11 protein-coding genes and 1 tRNA gene are annotated in these 17787 nt (G+C 45.1%); 2 read left to right on the top strand and 10 right to left on the bottom strand.

What is annotated here, in order from left to right; all coding sequences use genetic code 11:
• Positions 1-64: 64 nt before the first annotated feature.
• Positions 65-2917 carry a putative LPS assembly protein LptD gene (locus tag A8C56_RS01620; RefSeq protein WP_245645709.1) on the top strand — a complete coding sequence of 951 codons (2853 nt, stop codon included), beginning with the start codon at positions 65-67 and terminating at the stop codon, positions 2915-2917.
• Here the strand turns inward: A8C56_RS01620 and A8C56_RS01615 are convergent.
• The 7 genes from A8C56_RS01615 to A8C56_RS01585 all read right to left on the bottom strand — a co-directional run bounded on the left by A8C56_RS01615 (position 2911) and on the right by A8C56_RS01585 (position 9011).
• Positions 2911-3645, bottom strand: a complete 735-nt coding sequence (locus A8C56_RS01615) for a lysophospholipid acyltransferase family protein (RefSeq protein ID WP_067751166.1) — start codon at positions 3643-3645, stop codon at positions 2911-2913. The two genes, A8C56_RS01620 and A8C56_RS01615, sit on opposite strands and share 7 nt — an antisense overlap.
• Before the next feature lie 122 nt (positions 3646-3767).
• Positions 3768-4244 carry a GNAT family N-acetyltransferase gene (locus A8C56_RS01610; protein ID WP_067761469.1) on the bottom strand — a complete coding sequence of 159 codons (477 nt, stop codon included), beginning with the start codon at positions 4242-4244 and terminating at the stop codon, positions 3768-3770.
• Positions 4245-4306: 62 nt separating this feature from the next.
• Complete coding sequence (locus A8C56_RS01605; protein ID WP_067751164.1) at positions 4307-4942, bottom strand: phosphoribosylanthranilate isomerase; 636 nt, start codon at positions 4940-4942, stop codon at positions 4307-4309.
• The gene (trpC, locus tag A8C56_RS01600) at positions 4923-5726 is read right to left on the bottom strand and encodes an indole-3-glycerol phosphate synthase TrpC (RefSeq protein ID WP_067751162.1); all 804 of its coding nucleotides are present in this window, start codon (positions 5724-5726) and stop codon (positions 4923-4925) included. Before trpC ends, A8C56_RS01605 begins: the two co-directional genes overlap by 20 nt.
• A gap of 47 nt (positions 5727-5773) precedes the next feature.
• Positions 5774-6766 (bottom strand): anthranilate phosphoribosyltransferase, encoded by a 993-nt coding sequence (gene trpD, locus A8C56_RS01595; RefSeq protein ID WP_067751159.1) that lies wholly within the window; start codon positions 6764-6766, stop codon positions 5774-5776.
• Positions 6767-6986: 220 nt separating this feature from the next.
• The gene (locus A8C56_RS01590; RefSeq protein WP_067751157.1) at positions 6987-7556 is read right to left on the bottom strand and encodes an anthranilate synthase component II; all 570 of its coding nucleotides are present in this window, start codon (positions 7554-7556) and stop codon (positions 6987-6989) included.
• 36 nt (positions 7557-7592) lie between these two features.
• Positions 7593-9011 (bottom strand): anthranilate synthase component I family protein, encoded by a 1419-nt coding sequence (locus A8C56_RS01585; RefSeq protein ID WP_067751155.1) that lies wholly within the window; start codon positions 9009-9011, stop codon positions 7593-7595.
• A 398-nt stretch (positions 9012-9409) separates the two neighbouring features.
• Here A8C56_RS01585 and A8C56_RS01580 point away from each other — a divergent pair.
• Positions 9410-9483, top strand: a tRNA-Arg gene (locus tag A8C56_RS01580).
• A gap of 344 nt (positions 9484-9827) precedes the next feature.
• Here A8C56_RS01580 and A8C56_RS01575 read toward each other — a convergent pair.
• The 3 genes from A8C56_RS01575 to A8C56_RS01565 form a co-directional block, all read right to left on the bottom strand.
• Entirely contained in the window at positions 9828-12554 is a 2727-nt protein-coding gene (locus tag A8C56_RS01575; RefSeq protein WP_067761466.1) for a M14 family metallopeptidase, read from the bottom strand.
• Between the two features lie 69 nt (positions 12555-12623).
• Positions 12624-14237 (bottom strand): RagB/SusD family nutrient uptake outer membrane protein, encoded by a 1614-nt coding sequence (locus tag A8C56_RS01570; RefSeq protein ID WP_067751152.1) that lies wholly within the window; start codon positions 14235-14237, stop codon positions 12624-12626.
• Positions 14238-14249: 12 nt separating this feature from the next.
• Positions 14250-17723: a SusC/RagA family TonB-linked outer membrane protein gene (locus A8C56_RS01565; RefSeq protein WP_218917229.1), complete on the bottom strand. Its 3474-nt coding sequence runs from the start codon at positions 17721-17723 to the stop codon at positions 14250-14252.
• Positions 17724-17787: the final 64 nt, after the last annotated feature.

Below are 17787 nucleotides of genomic sequence, written 5' to 3'. Positions count from 1 at the left end.
ACTGAAGAAGCCGGTAATTATTGCCCATACATAATTTAATTACAAGCTTCACAAAATCTTTACTATGTTATTTATACATTTGCCCGTACTTGAGCAAACCTTAATGCGCAAATTTAAAAGAATTTATTTTGTTGTATTGTTTCTAACGGCTATGATATTGATAGCTGCTAAAAAAAATCTTGCCACTAATACTAATGCCGGTTTTAGTGGCTCCCTGCCTCATTTATTCAAAGACACCGTTCCCCAAAAATCCATAAATGATACAATCCCCGTAAAAGATACGCTAAAGATAACCGATTCTTCCAATTTGTCAACAGATACCGGCCGAAAAGTATCAACAGACACTTTTACTTTAAAAATATCAAAAGACACGCTCAGCGGGCCTGTTAAATATTATGCACAGGATTCCATTGTAGGCTTTATGGATTCCAAAATCATGAATCTTTACGGGAAAGCCAAAACTGAATATGAGGATATGACCTTAACAGCGCCCAGCATTTCCGTTAACCAGGATAAGCATATGATCTCCGCAGCCGCAGGCAGGGACAGCACCGGGGAAATAAGCGACTATGCGGATATGAAACAGGCCGACAATGAGTTCAAGAGCGAACACATGGAATATAACTTTAAAACCCAGCAGGGTATTACAAAGGGAACCATTACCCAGCAGGGCGAAATGTTTGTTCACGCAGATATTGTTAAAAAGGTAGACGCACGCACCATGTACGGACTGGGCACCTTTTTTACAACCTGCAACCTGGATCATCCGCATTTTGGCTTCAGAGCCCGGAGATCAAAAATCATTAACAAAAAATTAGCGGTTACAGGGGCCATCCGGCCGGAATTTGATTCCGTTCCGGTACCTATTTACCTGCCTTTTGGCATTTTTCCTTTGTACCAGGGAAGGCATTCCGGCATTTTATCCCCCTCTTTTGAAAGAAATGACCAGATGGGCCTTGGTCTGTCCCGCCTGGGCTATTACCAGGTCATCAATGACTACTGGGATGCCCAGGTTTACGGAAATATTTATTCCTACGGAAGCTGGTCGGTAAACGTACAACCCACTTACCGCAAAAGATATAAATATCAGGGTTCCTTTAATTTTGGCCTGCAGAGTACCCGCCGGAACTTTCCGGGAGACCCGGATTATTACCATACCAATACGTATACCGTAAACTGGTCTCATTCATCAGATACCCGCTCAAGACCCGGCGTAAGCTTTTCTGCAAACGTAAATGCCAGCTCTACAAGGTATAATGAAAATATACCTAACAGTAACCTGATGAACTATAATAATACGGCAGGTTCTTCCATTACTTATTCCAAAACCTGGCAGGACAAGCCTTTTAGCTTTACAGTCAGCGCCAACCATAATCAGAATAACGCGGCACGGTTAGTAACCATCAATTTTCCCAACGCGGCATTTACGGTAAATACCGTATATCCGTTTCAGAAAAAGGAATCTGCGGGCGTTAAAAAATGGTATGAACAACTGGGAATCGGCTACCAGGGAAGTTTTCAGAATGCCGTGGCTTTTTACGAGCTGCCGGATACAATCCTGCACCGTTCCACGCTCAGAAGAATGCTGGATACCCTTCAGTGGAACGCCAACCAAAGTATTCCCATTACCCTTTCCTTACCCCCGATACTGGGTGGGGCGGTAATGATAGCGCCTTCTATTTCATATTCGCAACAGCTGGTTGACAGAAAAGCAACTTATGAATGGATACAATCGCTGGATACCGTTATTGCCCACAATGTAAAAGGAATCAACCTGAAACAGCAGATGAGCATGGGCATCAGCTTTAACACCGCGCTGTATGGCCAGTATAATTTTAAAAATAAAAACCTGGTGGCTATCCGGCACGTTGTAAGGCCTACTGTATCCCTAAGCTATACACCGGATCTGAATAAAGGCAACTATCAACGGGTAAAGATCGGTGTGGGCGATACGGCCTCTTATGTTTATTATGATAAGCTGGCGGGGTTGTATTCCCGTCCTGTAGACATTTTTACAGCGCGAAAATTCGGGGGGATCAATTTTGGACTTGACAATAACCTGGAAATGAAGGTGCGGGCTAAAAAGGGGAAAAAGCAATCGGGCTCGGACAGCACGGATACTGATGGTAATTCCGACTCAAAAGTAGACGAGAACGGGTTTAAAAAAATCCGGCTGATCGATGGATTTGGCTTTACTTCTTCCTATAATATGTTTGCGGACTCCATGAAGCTTTCCCCTTTTAACCTGTATTTCCGCACCAATCTTTTTGATAAAATCAACCTCAGTGCCAACGGGATCATTACTCCTTACCGGCTTGACGCAAACGGTATTCCTACAAAAAATTATGCCTGGCAGGGTGGAAGATTTAATATCGGTACGCTTACCAGCGCCAGTGTTTCCATGAGCACCAGCTTCCAGAGCAAGCCCAAGGATGCCAATAAGGCCAAACAACGGCAGGAAATGATCAACCAGCAGATGAATGACCCGATGCTGCAGGCAGACCAGCAGCGCCTATTAGAATATATGCAGCAGAACCCGGCGGAATTTGTTGATTTTAATACCCCCTGGTCCATTAACCTTTCTTACTCTTTAACCTATACCCGCCCCAGCAGGGTTACCGGGGCTTATAATGCACAATACAACGGTATTACTTCCAGTACGAGCTTTAACGGGAGCTTCAATTTAACGCCAAAGTGGAACTTCAGCGTAAACGGCTACTATGATTTTAATACCAATAAGATCCAGACATTCAGCATGTCCATTTCCAGGGACCTGCACTGCTGGCAATTATCTGTGAACGTAACACCGGTAGGTATTTACCGTTATTTTAACTTCACCATCAGCCCCAAGGCAGGACTATTGCAGGATCTGAAGATCAACCGCAACCGTTCTTTTTATAACGGCACATCCTATTGATGCTGCAGGAGATAATCCTGCATGATGTGAAATACTTCTTCTTTCAATACGCCAGCCGTTTTATTACCAACTGCTACAGGTTCTAAAAAATGGATCTCCAGTCTGCGTGGCAGGAAAAAAAAAGGCTTACTCAGCGGAACGGCTGTTTTGGTGCCAATGATTACCCCCGGAATAATGGCGTGTCCGGTATCTGCCGCCAGCTTAAACGCCCCGTTATAGAAAGGTTTTAATAATTCACCGGTGCGGTTACGCGTTCCTTCCGGGTAAATGCACATATGCATACCGGCCTTTAAAACCGCTTTCATTTTTTCAATGCTCTGCTTACGGCTTTTTTCACTTTTACGGTCAACCAGTACAGAGCCTTTTGAATAATACCAGCCAAAAACGGGTATTTTGGCAAAACTGTTCTTGGCAATGGTTTTATTAGGCCCGGGGATAAAAGCCGATGAGAGCGAAATGTCCAGTAACGAATTATGATTGCAGGTAACAATATAGCTTTTCCCCTTTTCAAAATTACCGGTGCCGCAGATCCGCAACGGGCAGCCGATAAGGAACATCCACACCCGCATCCATATTTTTGACACTTTTGTAAAATAAGCGGTTGATGCAGGTTCTTTAAACAGGTAGGAAATTAATGCAAAGGGCAGAATAAGGATAAAAGTGATGATAAAAGTTATTAAAGCCCACGCAGCACACACTCTTCCTGCTATTTCTTTAAAAATATTCATTCAGCCTTTATTAAAGTGGTTCAAAAATAGCCCTTTTTAATCAGTTGGATGCATCGTTCCGGCTTGCCGGGATGAGATAAAGAAGGCTTGCAGAACAGGAGTATTCTATACCGGCAGAAAGATCAGCACAACGGACTACCAGGCTTTTCCAGAAAAACCAGCGACAATCCATCGTGGATCTTCCGGGTCTGATAAATGGTATAATTCAGCTTTTGGTATAAATATAGATTCTTTTCACTCTTGTGACCCGTAAATAATTCATACCGGTTTACCGGCGCAAGCTGCGTTTCTATGGCTGTCATCAACTGTTTGCCAATGCCCTTATTCTGAAAGGACGGAGCAACAATTAATTTATTGATATGCCCGGTACTTTTTTTAACAACGCCTCTTACAGATCCTGTAATCTGATCATTGCATACGGCAATAAGGAATAATTCACCGTTATCAAAACTCCTGTACAGATCTTCTATTGTTTGAGTAAGGGGCTCAATGGTATCATCATTATAAATGGCTGCTTCAGACAGGTAACACAGCTTTTGTAACTGCAATATGGCAGGCAGGTCTTTTTTAGCTGCTGTTCTCAGAATGCTATTTTGCATAAAGATGTATTGATCGCTAACACTGTCCGTTTTAAAAGGCAGCAAGCGGGCTTTTTAAGACTTTACAGCCCTTTCAGGCCATTAAGAAATTGTTGAATAAGTGCCAGATCTTTAATTCCCTGGGCCGTTTCAAATTTACTGTTCACATCTAATGCATATACCTTGTTTTCAGTCAGGAAAGCTTTTACTGCAGCCACATCATCCGGGCCAATGCCACCGCTTAAGAAAAAGGGCCTGCTGAATTGCGCCGTTTTTAATACTGACCAGTCAAACTGCTGACCGGTTCCACCATAGGCCTTTGCCTTTGTATCAAACAGGAACGCAGTGACAGCCGCAGCATAAGGGCCGGTCAGGGTCTTTACCTCTTCATCACCTGAAATCCGAAATGCTTTTATTACTTGTATACGGGCATTTAATGAACCGGCCTGTGCGGGTGTTTCTTCCCCGTGCAGCTGAACGGCATCCAGTCCGTATGCCTCAACGGCCTCTTCTATTTCATTCGCTGCCGCATTTACAAATACGCCCACTTTTTGTATTCCTTTAAGCCTTCTTAAGGCTGCCGGCTCAATCTTGCCGACCATGTATCTTGGAGAAGGGGCATAGAAAATAAACCCGGCATAGTCAACGCCCAGGTTGCGCAGCTGTTCCGCCTGTGCCAGCTCCGTGATGCCGCAAACCTTAACCAGGGTTTTGTTCATAGCCTGCTCTTAATGTGGTTACAAAATTTTCAAAAGCCCGGGGCGGGTTCTCCTGTTTCATAAAATATTCTCCTATCAGGAATCCTTTAAAACCGTTTTCCCGGAACAACAGAATATCTTCGATCTTGTCAATCCCGCTCTCCGCGATCTTTATCCTGTCGCCGGGAATTTTTTCCGCCATTTTCAGACTGCGCTCTATATCCACTTTAAAGGTTTTCAAATCGCGGTTATTAATGCCAACAATTTTTGTTGCCGCACAAATATGCCCCAGCTCTTCCTCTGCATGCAGCTCCAGTATGGTTTCCAGTCCCAGGGAATTTGCAAAACCAGCTAAGCGCTCCACCTCCGCAGGCGACAGACAGGCGGCGATCAGCAGAATGATATCCGCACCGACCGATTTTGCCTCTGCGATCTGGTACTCATCAATGATAAAATCCTTACGCAAAACGGGCAGTGCATTTCTTCTTGCTGTTTCCAGATCTGCCAATGAGCCGCCAAAGAACTGAGCATCCGTTAAGACTGATATAGCCGCTGCCCCGCATCGGGCATAAGCTCCGGTAATGGCAGCCACATCTGCATCTTTATTAATAAATCCCTTAGAAGGAGACCTTCTTTTAAACTCTGCAATGATGCCCGTACTGCCCGGTTGTTGCAGCGATGCGGCCAGTGAATATACCGGCAGCTGGAACGCAGGAGTACTTTCTAATTGTTTAACAGATGTATGGGCTTTCCGTTCTGCTACCTCTGTTCTTTTATGTTCAATTATAGTATCAAGAATGTTCATGGTCTTATTTGAGATTACTGATTACTGACTACTGATATCTGATCACTCTACTGCAACGCAATTAATTTTTGCAGGCACTCATATGCCCTGCCCGACCGGAGGCTTTCCTTTGCCGCCTCAAATGCATCCGCATAATTGGGATATACGCCTGTAACCTGTAATGCAATAGCCGAATTAGCCAGTACCACCGCTTCCTGTTCGGGCGTTCCTTTGCCCCGGATAATAGCCGAAAATATTTTTGCAGCCTCTTCCACGGTAGTGCCTCCTCTGATCGACTCCGGCTTTACTTCCCTGCCGCCCAGTTCCATTGCTGATAAGACCTGTTCTCCTGTTGCGGTGATCACTTTTGAATCGCCGGTCAATGAAATTTCGTCATACCCGTCCAGCCCGTGCACAATGGCAAAATGTTTTGATTGCTGCTGCATTAAATAATTATACAAACGCGCCATTTCCAAATTATATACACCTATAATGCTGAACGACGGGAATGCAGGATTTACCAATGGGCCGAGCATATTAAAAAAGGTACGCATACCCAGGTTCTTACGGATAGGGCCTACGTTCTTTAAGGCCGGGTGAAACTGGGGAGCGTGCAAAAAACAGATGTTTGCCGCTTCCAGCTCGCGCGTTAATGCAGCGTTGTTGTTTTTAAACCGGTAGCCCATCGACTCTACCACATTGGAAGCACCGCTAACCGTAGATGCGCCATAATTACCATGTTTGGTAACCTTGTGCCCTGTGCCTGCAACAACAAAACAGGAGAGGGTGGAAATATTAAACGTGTTTTTCCCATCACCGCCCGTACCAACAATATCAATGGTATCGATGCCATTAAAATCCAGGGGCACACACAATTCCAGCAGAGCATCCTGGAAGCCCTGCAACTCCTGCAGGGAGATGCTCCGCATCAGGTACACGGTCATAAAAGAAGTGATCTCGTGCTCATTATAAACCCCTTTGCCAATATTCACCAGCACTTCTTTTGCAGTGGCCCTGTCCAGCGTTTTATGCTCAAATAAGAGCGATAATATTCTTTTCATTCATTTTATTTTTGTACCGGCAGTTGTGCAAATGGCAGCCATCTTGCGTCGCACACTTCATCGTCCCGGTTATTACTAATCTATCGTTGCTACGCGGCTCTATTTCTGTTTTCGTTTGTTACAAACAGGCCGCTCCGTAGGAGCGGAAAACCATGGACCATCGACTATGAACTATCAATCGTATTCCATTATCAAATCATCAAATTCCCGGGTTTTCAAATTAATCCTTCAGCCAGTTCCGGATAATCGTTTCCCCCATCGGCGTTAATACGCTTTCCGGGTGAAACTGTACCCCCTGTACATCATATTGCTTATGTTGCAATGCCATGATCATATCGTTATCATCAACAGCCGTTATTTCCAGCTCTTCCGGAAAATTTTCTCGGGATACCACCCAGGAATGGTAACGACCTATCTCAAAATGATCCGGAATTCCATTAAACAGGGGCCCCATACGCTTAATGACAGTGCAGTTGGTAGCAATACCATGATACACTTTTGGCAGGTTATACAAAGTACCGCCAAATACTTCGCCGATTGCCTGTTGCCCCAAACAAACGCCTAATATGGATTTGGAAGCTGCATATTCTTTTATCAGTGGTAATAATAATCCCGACTCTTCCGGCAGACCCGGCCCTGGTGATAAAATAATTTTATCATATTGTTTGACCGCTTCCAGCGGGATCTGGTCATTCCGGAACACATCTACTTTCTGGTGCAGGATCTTCTCTACCATATGCACCAGGTTATAAGTGAAGGAATCATAATTATCAAAAACGAGTAGTTTCATTTTGAGGCTTCAGATTTCAGTTGAGTTCATAAAATGTTAAACGATCTTTTCTGCTTCAGTAATCGCCTTTTTTAAGGCTCCCAGTTTGTTAATGACCTCCTGCAGTTCTCCTTCCGGGTTACTGGCGGCTACAATGCCTCCGCCGGCCTGTCTTGTTAAGGTATTTCCGCGGCTCAGGAAGCTGCGGATCATAATGGCCTGGTTGCAGCTTCCGTCGAAACCCATAAACCCGATGGCACCGCCATAGAAGCTGCGGGCCGTAGGTTCCAGTGCGCTGATGAGCTCCATCGCTTTTATTTTTGGCGCTCCGCTCAGGGTACCGGCGGGGAATGTTTTTCCAAACAGATCAAAAGGGCTGGTATCGGGGTATACGGTTCCGTTTACCTCGCTTACCAGGTGGATTACATGGGAGTAATACTGCGGCTCTTTAAAATGGCTTACATGTACATCTCCGCAACCCCGGCTCAGGTCGTTCCTTGCAAGATCTACCAGCATTACATGCTCTGCGTTTTCCTTGGGATCATTTTCCAGCAGCCGGGTTTGCTCTGCATCAGTCTTATCATCGCCCGTACGTTTAATAGTGCCCGCTATAGGATGAATAGTGGCCTTTCTGCGATTGATGATCAATTGAGATTCCGGTGATGAGCCCATCAGTTTATAATCACCGTAATCAAAGAAAAACAAATAAGGAGAAGGGTTAATATTCCGTAATGCCCGGTATACGTTAAATTCATCACCGGTAAATTTTTGCCTGAATCTCCGGCTTAATACGATCTGGAACACATCCCCGCGATGACAATGGGCGATGCCTTTTCGCACCATGGCCCTGTGCTCCTCATCGGTCATATTGGAGCTTTCTTCACCTACTGCCCGGAAGGGGTATACCGGAACATCTTTTCCCATAATCAATGAAAGCAGTGCCGGTTTATCGCTCGGAAGGCCCTCCATTCTGTTCTCCAGTATATACATCGCATCTTTAAAATGATTGATCGCAATAACGTACTGATACAGGCGATAACGCATCAGCGGGATATCTTCCCTGCTGTTTTTAAACCGGCTGTTAGGAATAGTTTCAAAAAACTGGATAGCATCATAAGTGGTATAGCCATATAAACCCTGTGCATAGCGTGCCTCCCGTTCTTCATTTTTTTCTATCTCAAAATGCTCCATAAATCCGGTCAGCACTTCTGTGATCTTTTGCGTTCCGGAAAGCTGGATTTTTTCGGCGGTTTGCCCCGGTAATTTCAGATCAATGGTGTCCCCGGAAATGATCTCTATGCCCGCAATGGCGTTCACACCAATAAAGGACCAGCTGTTGTTGGTGGCATTATTATCTGCACTTTCCAGCAATATGGTGTCGCGGAAACGGTCGCGCAGCCGCAGATAAATGCCCACCGGCGTAAAGACATCCGCCAGCATGGACTGTACTTCGGTTTGGATTCTTATCTTTTTCATTATTCTTATTACCATTCAGTCAAGCAAAAACCCCGGTATGTACCGGGGTTTGAATATATTGTTACAATACGGACAATAGCATTACAGCACCCCTACAGTGTTGTTATGCCACCACATATTGTTCTTTGTAAAATTCATTTAAGGCAAATATAAATTTCAAAAACAAAATCAGCAAATTTTTCAGGCAATAAAAGGGATGTTTTTTTTAAAACAGGGATTTTTGGTCTATATTTGCGCTCTTCATGACCAACTGCCTTCTAAGTAGTAGGTTATTGAAATAGAGAAAATAGTTTAACCCGGTAGCTCTCCCGATAACTATCGGGAAGACAGCGCCTTCCGCTTCAGACCGGAAGATCATTGATTCGGCCAATAATCAATGACAATATGATAAAATAATTGGCCCGGTAGCTCAGCTGGATAGAGCAACTGCCTTCTAAGCAGTAGGTCATTGGTTCGAATCCAATCCGGGTCACTAAAATGCTCCCTTTGACATACACCTTATATATAGCCGTATCAAAGCTTTAATTGTTAAACTGATCAGGTACCTTATCCGGTGGTTTCTTCATCGCGTTGTTTTTTTAAGCTAACTGCAACAACTCCCATCTTTCTTCTTAAAGAATAAGAAAACATAATTACAGTAACTGCAAAGGCTATTTACGTCACTAATGAAAACAGGAAATATTGTAACAAAGGGCATATAGCAACCAGCTTTGTTGCCAAAGGCAGACAAGGTCAGCAGGCAGAGCAGGAATCCCAGATACGCAGCATATCGGGCACGGCCAGGAGCACCCGCCTGGAGGGTAGCTTCGGTAATGGTTATTGATACAGCTCGTTAAATAACATTTTGAAAGTGCCGTGCGCCTGTCCCCTAAAAGTAATTTCAGGCCCAAAAGCATAAAATACACCTTTATTCACTGTTGCTTTAAACGCAGCAATGCCTCCTTTTAAATAAGACTGCCCCCAGGCCCAGCCGCTTCTCAGCGCGTCCCTGTTACTATCAAAAGAAGCCAAGACCTCAATACGGTCAGAAGGAGCCGGTAATTTAAAAACGGGGCTGTTGTTAAATACAATATCAGTTGTGGACGGCAACCCGTAATTTGCCGGGGATCCTGTATTGATATTGACTTCCAGTATACTGGTAGGTATATAGTATTCATCACCTTTCAAGGGCACTGTTTTTCCTTCCTTATTGGTTTTTACCAGGGCATTGGTTACAGGCAGCTTTAAATGATAGGCAAGGGCTGTATTATTACCGGTTGTAATAACCTTACCCCCACCTTCTAAAAACGCCTTTACCTGCGGAAGCGATTTCTCCAGCGTAAAACTACCCAGCATTTTCTGGTATTCCTGCGGCACCCGATCCGGCTTTGGGCCCGTTCTGCGCCGGGTTGCAGCCGTTGTATCCGCAGCAGGCAGCCCGTCATTCATAAAGAGTATGACATCGTATTTGTCTTTCAGGTTTCCTGCATCAATATCCTGCGGGTAGATCACCGTAAAGGAATAGTGAAATTGCTCCAGCAGCCAGCGCGTCCAGCCAGAAGGTATAGAGCCGCCATAATAATCAAATAAGGCTATACGGGCTTTGTTTATTTTTTCCTTATTGCCGGGAACAGCGGAAGCTGCCATTATGGGAACACCTAAAGCAGTATTACCGGTCTTCAATACAGCAAACCCTTTCGCCGGAATATAAAAGGACCCGGCGGGTAATCCCTGTATGGCATCTTTTACACGAAATACATCAACTCCTGCTTTTAAAAGATCATTGACCAGGATGAACGAATTATTTACAGCTGCGCTCAGCAGGAAGCCGTCTCTAGCGGCAGGAATTGCCAAGGCCGGAGGTGTTTGCAGGTTGCCATAAGGTACCTGTTCAAACGGACCTGAAAAATCTTCCATAATACGGTCAAACTGTATGCCCATTTGAAAAGCCAACGTCCACCCCGTTACATCATAAGGCCGGATGGGAGGACCGCCGGGGTATTGAAAATCATTGGGGTAATTCTGCGGCTCAAACATGTCCAGCACATGCGGCCGGAATGCCTGGTTCGTTTTAACAATATAAGATCCTTCAGGGTAGGATTTTCCTGCTACGCTGAATGCACCGGTTGAGCGAAATACCTTAAGCCCTGATTGCAACAAGGCATTTATGAACCGGACGGCTGTAGGAAAATCTGGCTGGTCTGCAGGAATAATATACCCCCGCGGGTCTCTCAATTCCTTTGCTTTTATATACTGATCAAAGTAGCTGACCGGCAAACTCCGCTCACCCCAGCCCGATACATTGTCTTTAGCTCTTCCTGATTTCCTATCCCGTTCATAGGCTGCCAGCAACGTATCAATTTTATACGACTGTACCGTCCAGGTATCTTCAGATCCTTTTTTTATGGAGTTCCGGCCCATCTGGTAAATGTTATACAGCAGTTTATCCTTCATCCGCGCGGCATAATCCAATACCCCGTAATTTAACGACATGGAATAATCAATCGACTTTTGAAAGGTCCAGGCCTGGGGCATTACAGGAAAGGGAGTAGCATTGTCCGGCAAAAGGCGTTTCGGCACCAGGGGAATAGCAGAAGGCGTAGGATTACCAATAATTTCAGTTAACAGGCCGATCATGTTATGGTAATAAGGCGCAGTGCGCAAACCTCCATCCCACCATCCGTTGAATGAAGAGCCTTCCAGCCGGGTATACCCGGGTTTGTTTTCCACGTTTAACCGGTTGATCATTGAGGCCGCCACCCCGTCTATCTGGGTCATCAGCAACGGGTCATAATCATAATTGAACGGCGCACGATACGGCGGGCCTGCAATCACAGATCCTGCAGGACCGGATTGATGATGGTTATAAATGATCTGCGGCATCCATTCCAGGTAATGCTGACGTGTAATATTTTGCGTTTCCTTCATGTTCATCATATAGAAATCGCGGTTATTATCATGACCAATGTATTTATTATACACCCGCGGAATCAGCATATTTCTTTTGGAGGAATCCTTTTCCTGCATATACCAGTTGGCTACCAGCTCCTGCCCGTCGGGGTTTACCTCCGACAAAAGGATGATCACATGATCCAGAATATGCTTCATCTCCGCGTCATTGCGCGTCAGCAGCTCATAATACAGCTGGATCAATTGCTGCGAACCCACTGTTTCCGTAGCATGCAGCCCGCCATCTATCCACACTACCGCCTTCCCCTTTTGCGCCAGCGCTGCCGCTTCCGAAGCACTTATCTCTGCCCTTGCCAGCTTTTGTGAAATCTGCCGGTATGCTTCCAGATGTTTCAAATTCTCCGGTGAAGAAACAATCATCATATATTGCGTTCTCCCCTCTTCTGTTTTACCAATCTCTGTAATCAACGCCCTCTCTGACTGTTTGGTAACCAGCTGAAAGTATTTTTCCGTTTGGCTATAATTAGCCAAACGGTAATTATCCCCTATATTAAAACCAAAAAACTCTTTGGGCGACGTGATCTTTTGCGCAACGGTATTCAGCACAAAAACAGTCAGCAAAAGAAAAGATCCGATAATTTTTCTTTTCACCATAAACGATTTAAATAATCCAAAAAAAAAGCCTTTATTCAAATAACAGTCCGTTCTGACTCCTGCGTGCCTTTACAAAGGGTTTTGCACACAAAGCGGGTTCAGCTGTATTTCACTTTCGGGCAAAACCCATTGCCAGTCATTACTATCGGCTGCACGGTAACGGTTGGCCTCACCTATTACGGTACCATTACCATACATATTAAAATTGGAAGCCAGGGGATCAACATTCACCGGCATGGATGTCATACTGTTTGACCAATTGCCCTGGTTATAACCGGGGCGGGGAGCAGCCCCCCTGTCCAGCGGCATATTCAGCCTTTTTAAATCTAAAAACCGGAACCCTTCTCCCCACAATTCAACCCTGCGCTGGAACATGATTTCATCAATCAGGTTTTCGCCGGAATTCACAGACCGCTGGTAATCGGGATCGCGCTGGTGTGCCAGGGGGTATAAAGCATCAGCCGCTTCTGCATCATGACCACCCGCACGGGCATACCCTTCGGCCTCAACCAGCATCATTTCAGGAAGCCGCATAAAAGGAATGTCCCTTTCCCCTATTGTTTGCGGATCCGTAACAATAAACTTATTCGCCATATAATTGGCATATTTTGAATTGGTGGAAGGCGGCACCAGCGGGCGCGGTGTTACAGAAGGAACAACGGCCATAGGAAACCATATTGATTTCCGTACATCCGTACCGGAAATACGGTTATACAGTAAATTATAAATGGCACGTGGCGTATTCTGATTGTAACTCACGTTTTCATTGGACATGTACCCATGAAAATGGGTCAACTGCTTTCCCTGCGCCAGTAAGGGCTTGGAGCCCCACAGCCATTCGGTATTGGCCTGATCACTAAACCGGTTATTAACAGTAGTATAGGTATCGGCCTGTAACTGTGCACCGGATTGTTCTACGACAAGTTTAGCCATTTGTGCAGCCTCCAGCCACTTTCCCTGTGTCAGCAATACACGTGCCTTCAGGCCACGCGCTACGTGTACATTGATGTGCGATTTATTAGGCCGTTCAACAGAAGTGGCCTCCAGCGCCTGAATGGCCGCGTCCAAATCATTGTTAATTTGCTGGTACACTTCTTCAACCGTTGCCCTTGCCCTGGGCTCCGTAGAATTATCGTTGCGTAATACGATGCCCAACTGTGTGTTATTACCTCCGGGGCGGTACCGCTCTCCATACATCTGTACCATTGTAAAATAGCCAAAGGCCCTGTAAAACAGCGCCTGTCCCTTGATATTGTCTTTCTCGCTTTGCGGACCTTCAAGATCATCTACACGGTTAATGATCATATTGGCATTGGTCACAAAGTATTGCAATAAACGGTAGAAATGTTCCACACTACCAACGGTAGGTTTACGATGTGTTGCCCACTGTGCCTGCGTTTGAAACTGTGCATTCGAGTACGTATATACTAAATCTTCCCCCATTACCTCGTACCAGATCATCAGCATATCATACCCGCCATAAAAAGCGGTGGTGGACAGATCAGCCGTCCACATAAGCTTATGCAAACCATTTACAGCTGCCAGGGCTGTTTTTGTATCCCTAAAGATCACCTCTTCATCTACTTTCTCTGTTGATTTTGTTTCGAGGAAATTCTTTTTGCAACCTCCTGAAACAATGCCTGCCAAAGCTATTATAAGTAAGAACCTGTATCCGTTATTCATTTTCCAAATAATTTAAAAAGTTAGATTTAATCCTAATGTAAATACCCTTGACGGCAGGTATACATCAACATTGCTGCTATAGCCTGAAAAAATATTCCGGCGGGGATATACCCCCTGGCGTTTTGTAGCCAGGAACGCATTGTCGGCAGAGGCATAGATTTTAAGGCCCTGCGCTTTGTATCTATCAAGGATCCTTTTTGGTATATCATAGCCCAGTGTAATATTGGCCAGCTCTAACATATCAGAACTTATTAACCACCGGGTAGAAGTAGCCGCATTCAGATCAGGGTCTGAAAAGTCTTCCAGGCGGGGCACATTCGTAATGTCTCCCGGTTTTTGCCAGCGGTTTAAAATATCTACATGCCTTGTAGAGCCAATGAGCGCTGAGCCAGACGGGCCGGTCATTAAATTACTGTAGCCTATATCATACATCTTGCCCCCTAACTGATAGTTAAACAAAAGGGTCAGCGTTAAGCCCTTCCATGAAAAACCGGTATTGATACCGCCCGAAAAAGCAGGCATAGAAACCCCGGACCAGTCGTAAAGCGCTTCGGCTACCTTTGTTGTATAATATTTTCCGTTTACGTTTACAATAGATGCAGACCGCTTAGCAGGATCCGGTTCATTCAAGTAGGCATTGAGCACTTCCGCTTCGGGAACATAAATGCTGCTGCCGGTAGCAGGGTCAACTCCTGCCCATTGCCTCAGATAAAATTCATAACGGGAATGCCCCTTTTCTATCCTGAATACATTTTCATTATAGGGGTCAATGGGCAATTCTGTTATTTTATTTTTCAGATAAGTCGTATTAAAGCCCAGGCTCCATGTAAAATCCTTGATCTTTACAGGCTGTCCGTTAATGGTAAGCTCCACCCCGCGGTTATACATGCTGCCGGCATTTTGGTAGGCGTAGGTAAGCCCTGCATCCGGGGCTTGCGGAACTCTGAATAAAAGATTGCTCGACTGGCGGTTAAAAAATTCAACAGAACCGGATAAACGGTTTCTAAACATTCCAAACTCAAGCGCAAAATCGCTGCTGTGTGACACTTCCCATTGCAAAGACTGGCTGTTCAATACCCGTTCCCGGATATACCCCGGCTCCAGGCCATTGGTAGCCGGCTCATAAGAAGCCTGCCAGGCATAATAAGTACCAATATCATCATTGCCCACTCCGCCGTATGAGGCCCGCAGTTTCAACAGGTCAATAAACGCTAAATCCTTTATAAAAGGCTCCTGGTCCAGGCGCCACCCCGCACCTATTGAATAAAATGTGCCCCACCGGTAATCTTTATAAAACCGGGATGTGCCGTCACGGCGAATGGACGCTGAAAGAAAATACCGGTTGTTAAAATCATAGTTCACCCTGGAAAGGTATCCTTCTGTACGATATTTATCGGTCCTGGAATCTTCATCTCCCGGTACTGAATAATTGGGAAGCTCGTAATTATCATCGATGAACTTCTGGTCAGACATTTGAGCCAGTAAATAATTATATTCGTAATCATAGCTTTCATGCCCCACCAATACATCAATATGATGCTTCCCCATTTTTTTAGTATAGGAAAGCAGTTGATTAAAGGTCCAGGTAGTGGTAAAGGAATTGGACTTGGTAACGCTGCCGCTGTTTTGCTTTTCAGGATATACTACCGAAGCCGAGGAATTTAAACGGGCATCAGCGCTTACTGCCCCGTTCATTGTAAACTTAAGCCCTTCCATAACCTGAAATTCCGAATATACTTTGGCGTTCAGCAAATTCCGTTTATATCCATCGTAAATATTCTGTAATTCAAGCGCAGGGTTAGAACCACCCACATAATCGCGGGAAGGTGCATTTAACGTACTTGAAATGGGGTAGCCCGTTCCAAAATCATAAACACGCTCTCCATTGGAGTTCAGCACATAATCTTTTGTAACAGGATCATGAACATGAATGGGATAGATCGGCCCTATATACCGTACAAAACGAAAGGGGTTGCTGTTATTGCCTGAACTTTCATTCTGCTGCCCTTTCATTTTGCTTAAAGTACCATTAACAGTTCCTCCGATCTTTAAAAAGGAAGTGATCCGGGAATTGATATTCCCGTTTATTGTATACCGGTCAAATTCGGAACCAATAACATACCCTTTTTCAGACAAATAACCGGCAGAAAGGTAATAATCCGATTTATTGTTGCCACCGCCAACACTTACAGCTGCATCGGTGCGCATTCCTGTTTGCTGAATAGCGTCCATCCAATCCATATCATCGCCCCACATAAATTGCGCGTTTGGGTTTAATTTCCCGTTGGCGTCCACAACCTGGTCATCCGGAACATTGAACGGATTATACTTCAGATTATTGGTAATAAGATTCTTTGCTGCTGACTGAGCGGCCTCATCGGGTTGCATCCCGTTTTTGATCAGCAAATTGCGGGTGCTTTCCCAGTTTACTAAAAGATAATCGGCCACATCCATTTTTTTATAATCATTTGTCTGGGGTGCTGTAAATCCCTGGTTCAGTTTAAAATTAACCACCTGGCGGTTCATCTTCCCTCCTTTCGTTTGGATAAGGATAACACCATTGGCAGCCCGTGCGCCATATAATGCAGCTGAAGAGGCATCTTTCAGCACAGTTAAACTTTCAATATCGTTTGGGTTGATGGTATTAATGGGATTATCATAAGGCATGCCGTTCAAAACGATAAGCGGAGCGGAACTAACACTTGATGAAATGGTACCAATGCCCCTGATATAAATATTAGGCTCAGAGCCCGGTTGTCCGTTTGCGGTACCCACCTGCACACCAGACACTTCGCCCAAAAGGGCGCTGGTAACATTGGTAAGCGGGCGCTCATCAAATTTATCTGCATTAATCTGGGCGGCGGCCCCGGTATATGCGCCTTTTTTTGCTGTACCATACGCTACCACCACCACTTCGTCTGCCTTATTCTCGTTAAGCGTAAGGGTAATATTAATAATACTGCGTCCTTTTACCGCTACTGTTTGAGATGTATAGCCCACCATAGAGAAGACCAGCTCGCTGTTTTCCGAAATCACCTCCAACGAAAACTCACCTGCGCTGTTGGTTGAAACGCCCCTGTTGCTGCCTTTTACGGTAACCGAAACGCCGTGAAGCGGATTTCCTTCCGCATCTTTTACCGTTCCTTTTACCGGCCAGGCTGTAGCAGGCAATGGTTTTAGCGGTTCCTTACCGCGTGCAGGTGCAGCCAACGGCCGTTCTACCAGGGTGATCGTTTTGTTCTCAAGCACCCATGTAAAGGGCTGGGTTTTGCATACATCCTCCATTACAACATTGATAGGCGCATTGGCCAGTCTAAGCGTTACCGTATGCGATCTTTTTAATAACCCCGCATCATAAAAAAATACGTACCCTGTCTGGTCTTTAATTAATGAGAATACCTTTTTCACCGGCAGGTCAGTTCCGGTAATGGTAATATTTTGGGCCCTGCCGGTTGCTGAGGCCTGAAAAAAAAGAACTGTAAGCATGCATGCTGTCAGTTTCATAGCAAGATTCGTTCGCTGTAATAATTTAAGTTTACAAAAATGTGAT

This window comes from Niabella ginsenosidivorans (assembly GCF_001654455.1).
Taxonomy (GTDB): Bacteria; Bacteroidota; Bacteroidia; order Chitinophagales; family Chitinophagaceae; genus Niabella; species Niabella ginsenosidivorans.
The sequence above is the reverse complement of the archived record's forward strand: the minus strand, read 5'-3'. Positions and strand labels throughout refer to the sequence as shown.

Bases quoted from the DNA above. Each gene is read 5' to 3' on its own strand.
- A8C56_RS01620 (WP_245645709.1), top strand. From the start codon at position 65: ATGTTATTTATACATTTGCCCGTACTTGAGCAAACCTTAATGCGCAAA.
- A8C56_RS01615 (WP_067751166.1), bottom strand. From the start codon at position 3,645: ATGAATATTTTTAAAGAAATAGCAGGAAGAGTGTGTGCTGCGTGGGCT.
- A8C56_RS01610 (WP_067761469.1), bottom strand. From the start codon at position 4,244: ATGCAAAATAGCATTCTGAGAACAGCAGCTAAAAAAGACCTGCCTGCC.
- A8C56_RS01605 (WP_067751164.1), bottom strand. From the start codon at position 4,942: ATGAACAAAACCCTGGTTAAGGTTTGCGGCATCACGGAGCTGGCACAG.
- trpC (WP_067751162.1), bottom strand. From the start codon at position 5,726: ATGAACATTCTTGATACTATAATTGAACATAAAAGAACAGAGGTAGCA.
- trpD (WP_067751159.1), bottom strand. From the start codon at position 6,766: ATGAAAAGAATATTATCGCTCTTATTTGAGCATAAAACGCTGGACAGG.
- A8C56_RS01590 (WP_067751157.1), bottom strand. From the start codon at position 7,556: ATGAAACTACTCGTTTTTGATAATTATGATTCCTTCACTTATAACCTG.
- A8C56_RS01585 (WP_067751155.1), bottom strand. From the start codon at position 9,011: ATGAAAAAGATAAGAATCCAAACCGAAGTACAGTCCATGCTGGCGGAT.
- A8C56_RS01575 (WP_067761466.1), bottom strand. From the start codon at position 12,554: ATGGTGAAAAGAAAAATTATCGGATCTTTTCTTTTGCTGACTGTTTTT.
- A8C56_RS01570 (WP_067751152.1), bottom strand. From the start codon at position 14,237: ATGAATAACGGATACAGGTTCTTACTTATAATAGCTTTGGCAGGCATT.
- A8C56_RS01565 (WP_218917229.1), bottom strand. From the start codon at position 17,723: ATGCTTACAGTTCTTTTTTTTCAGGCCTCAGCAACCGGCAGGGCCCAA.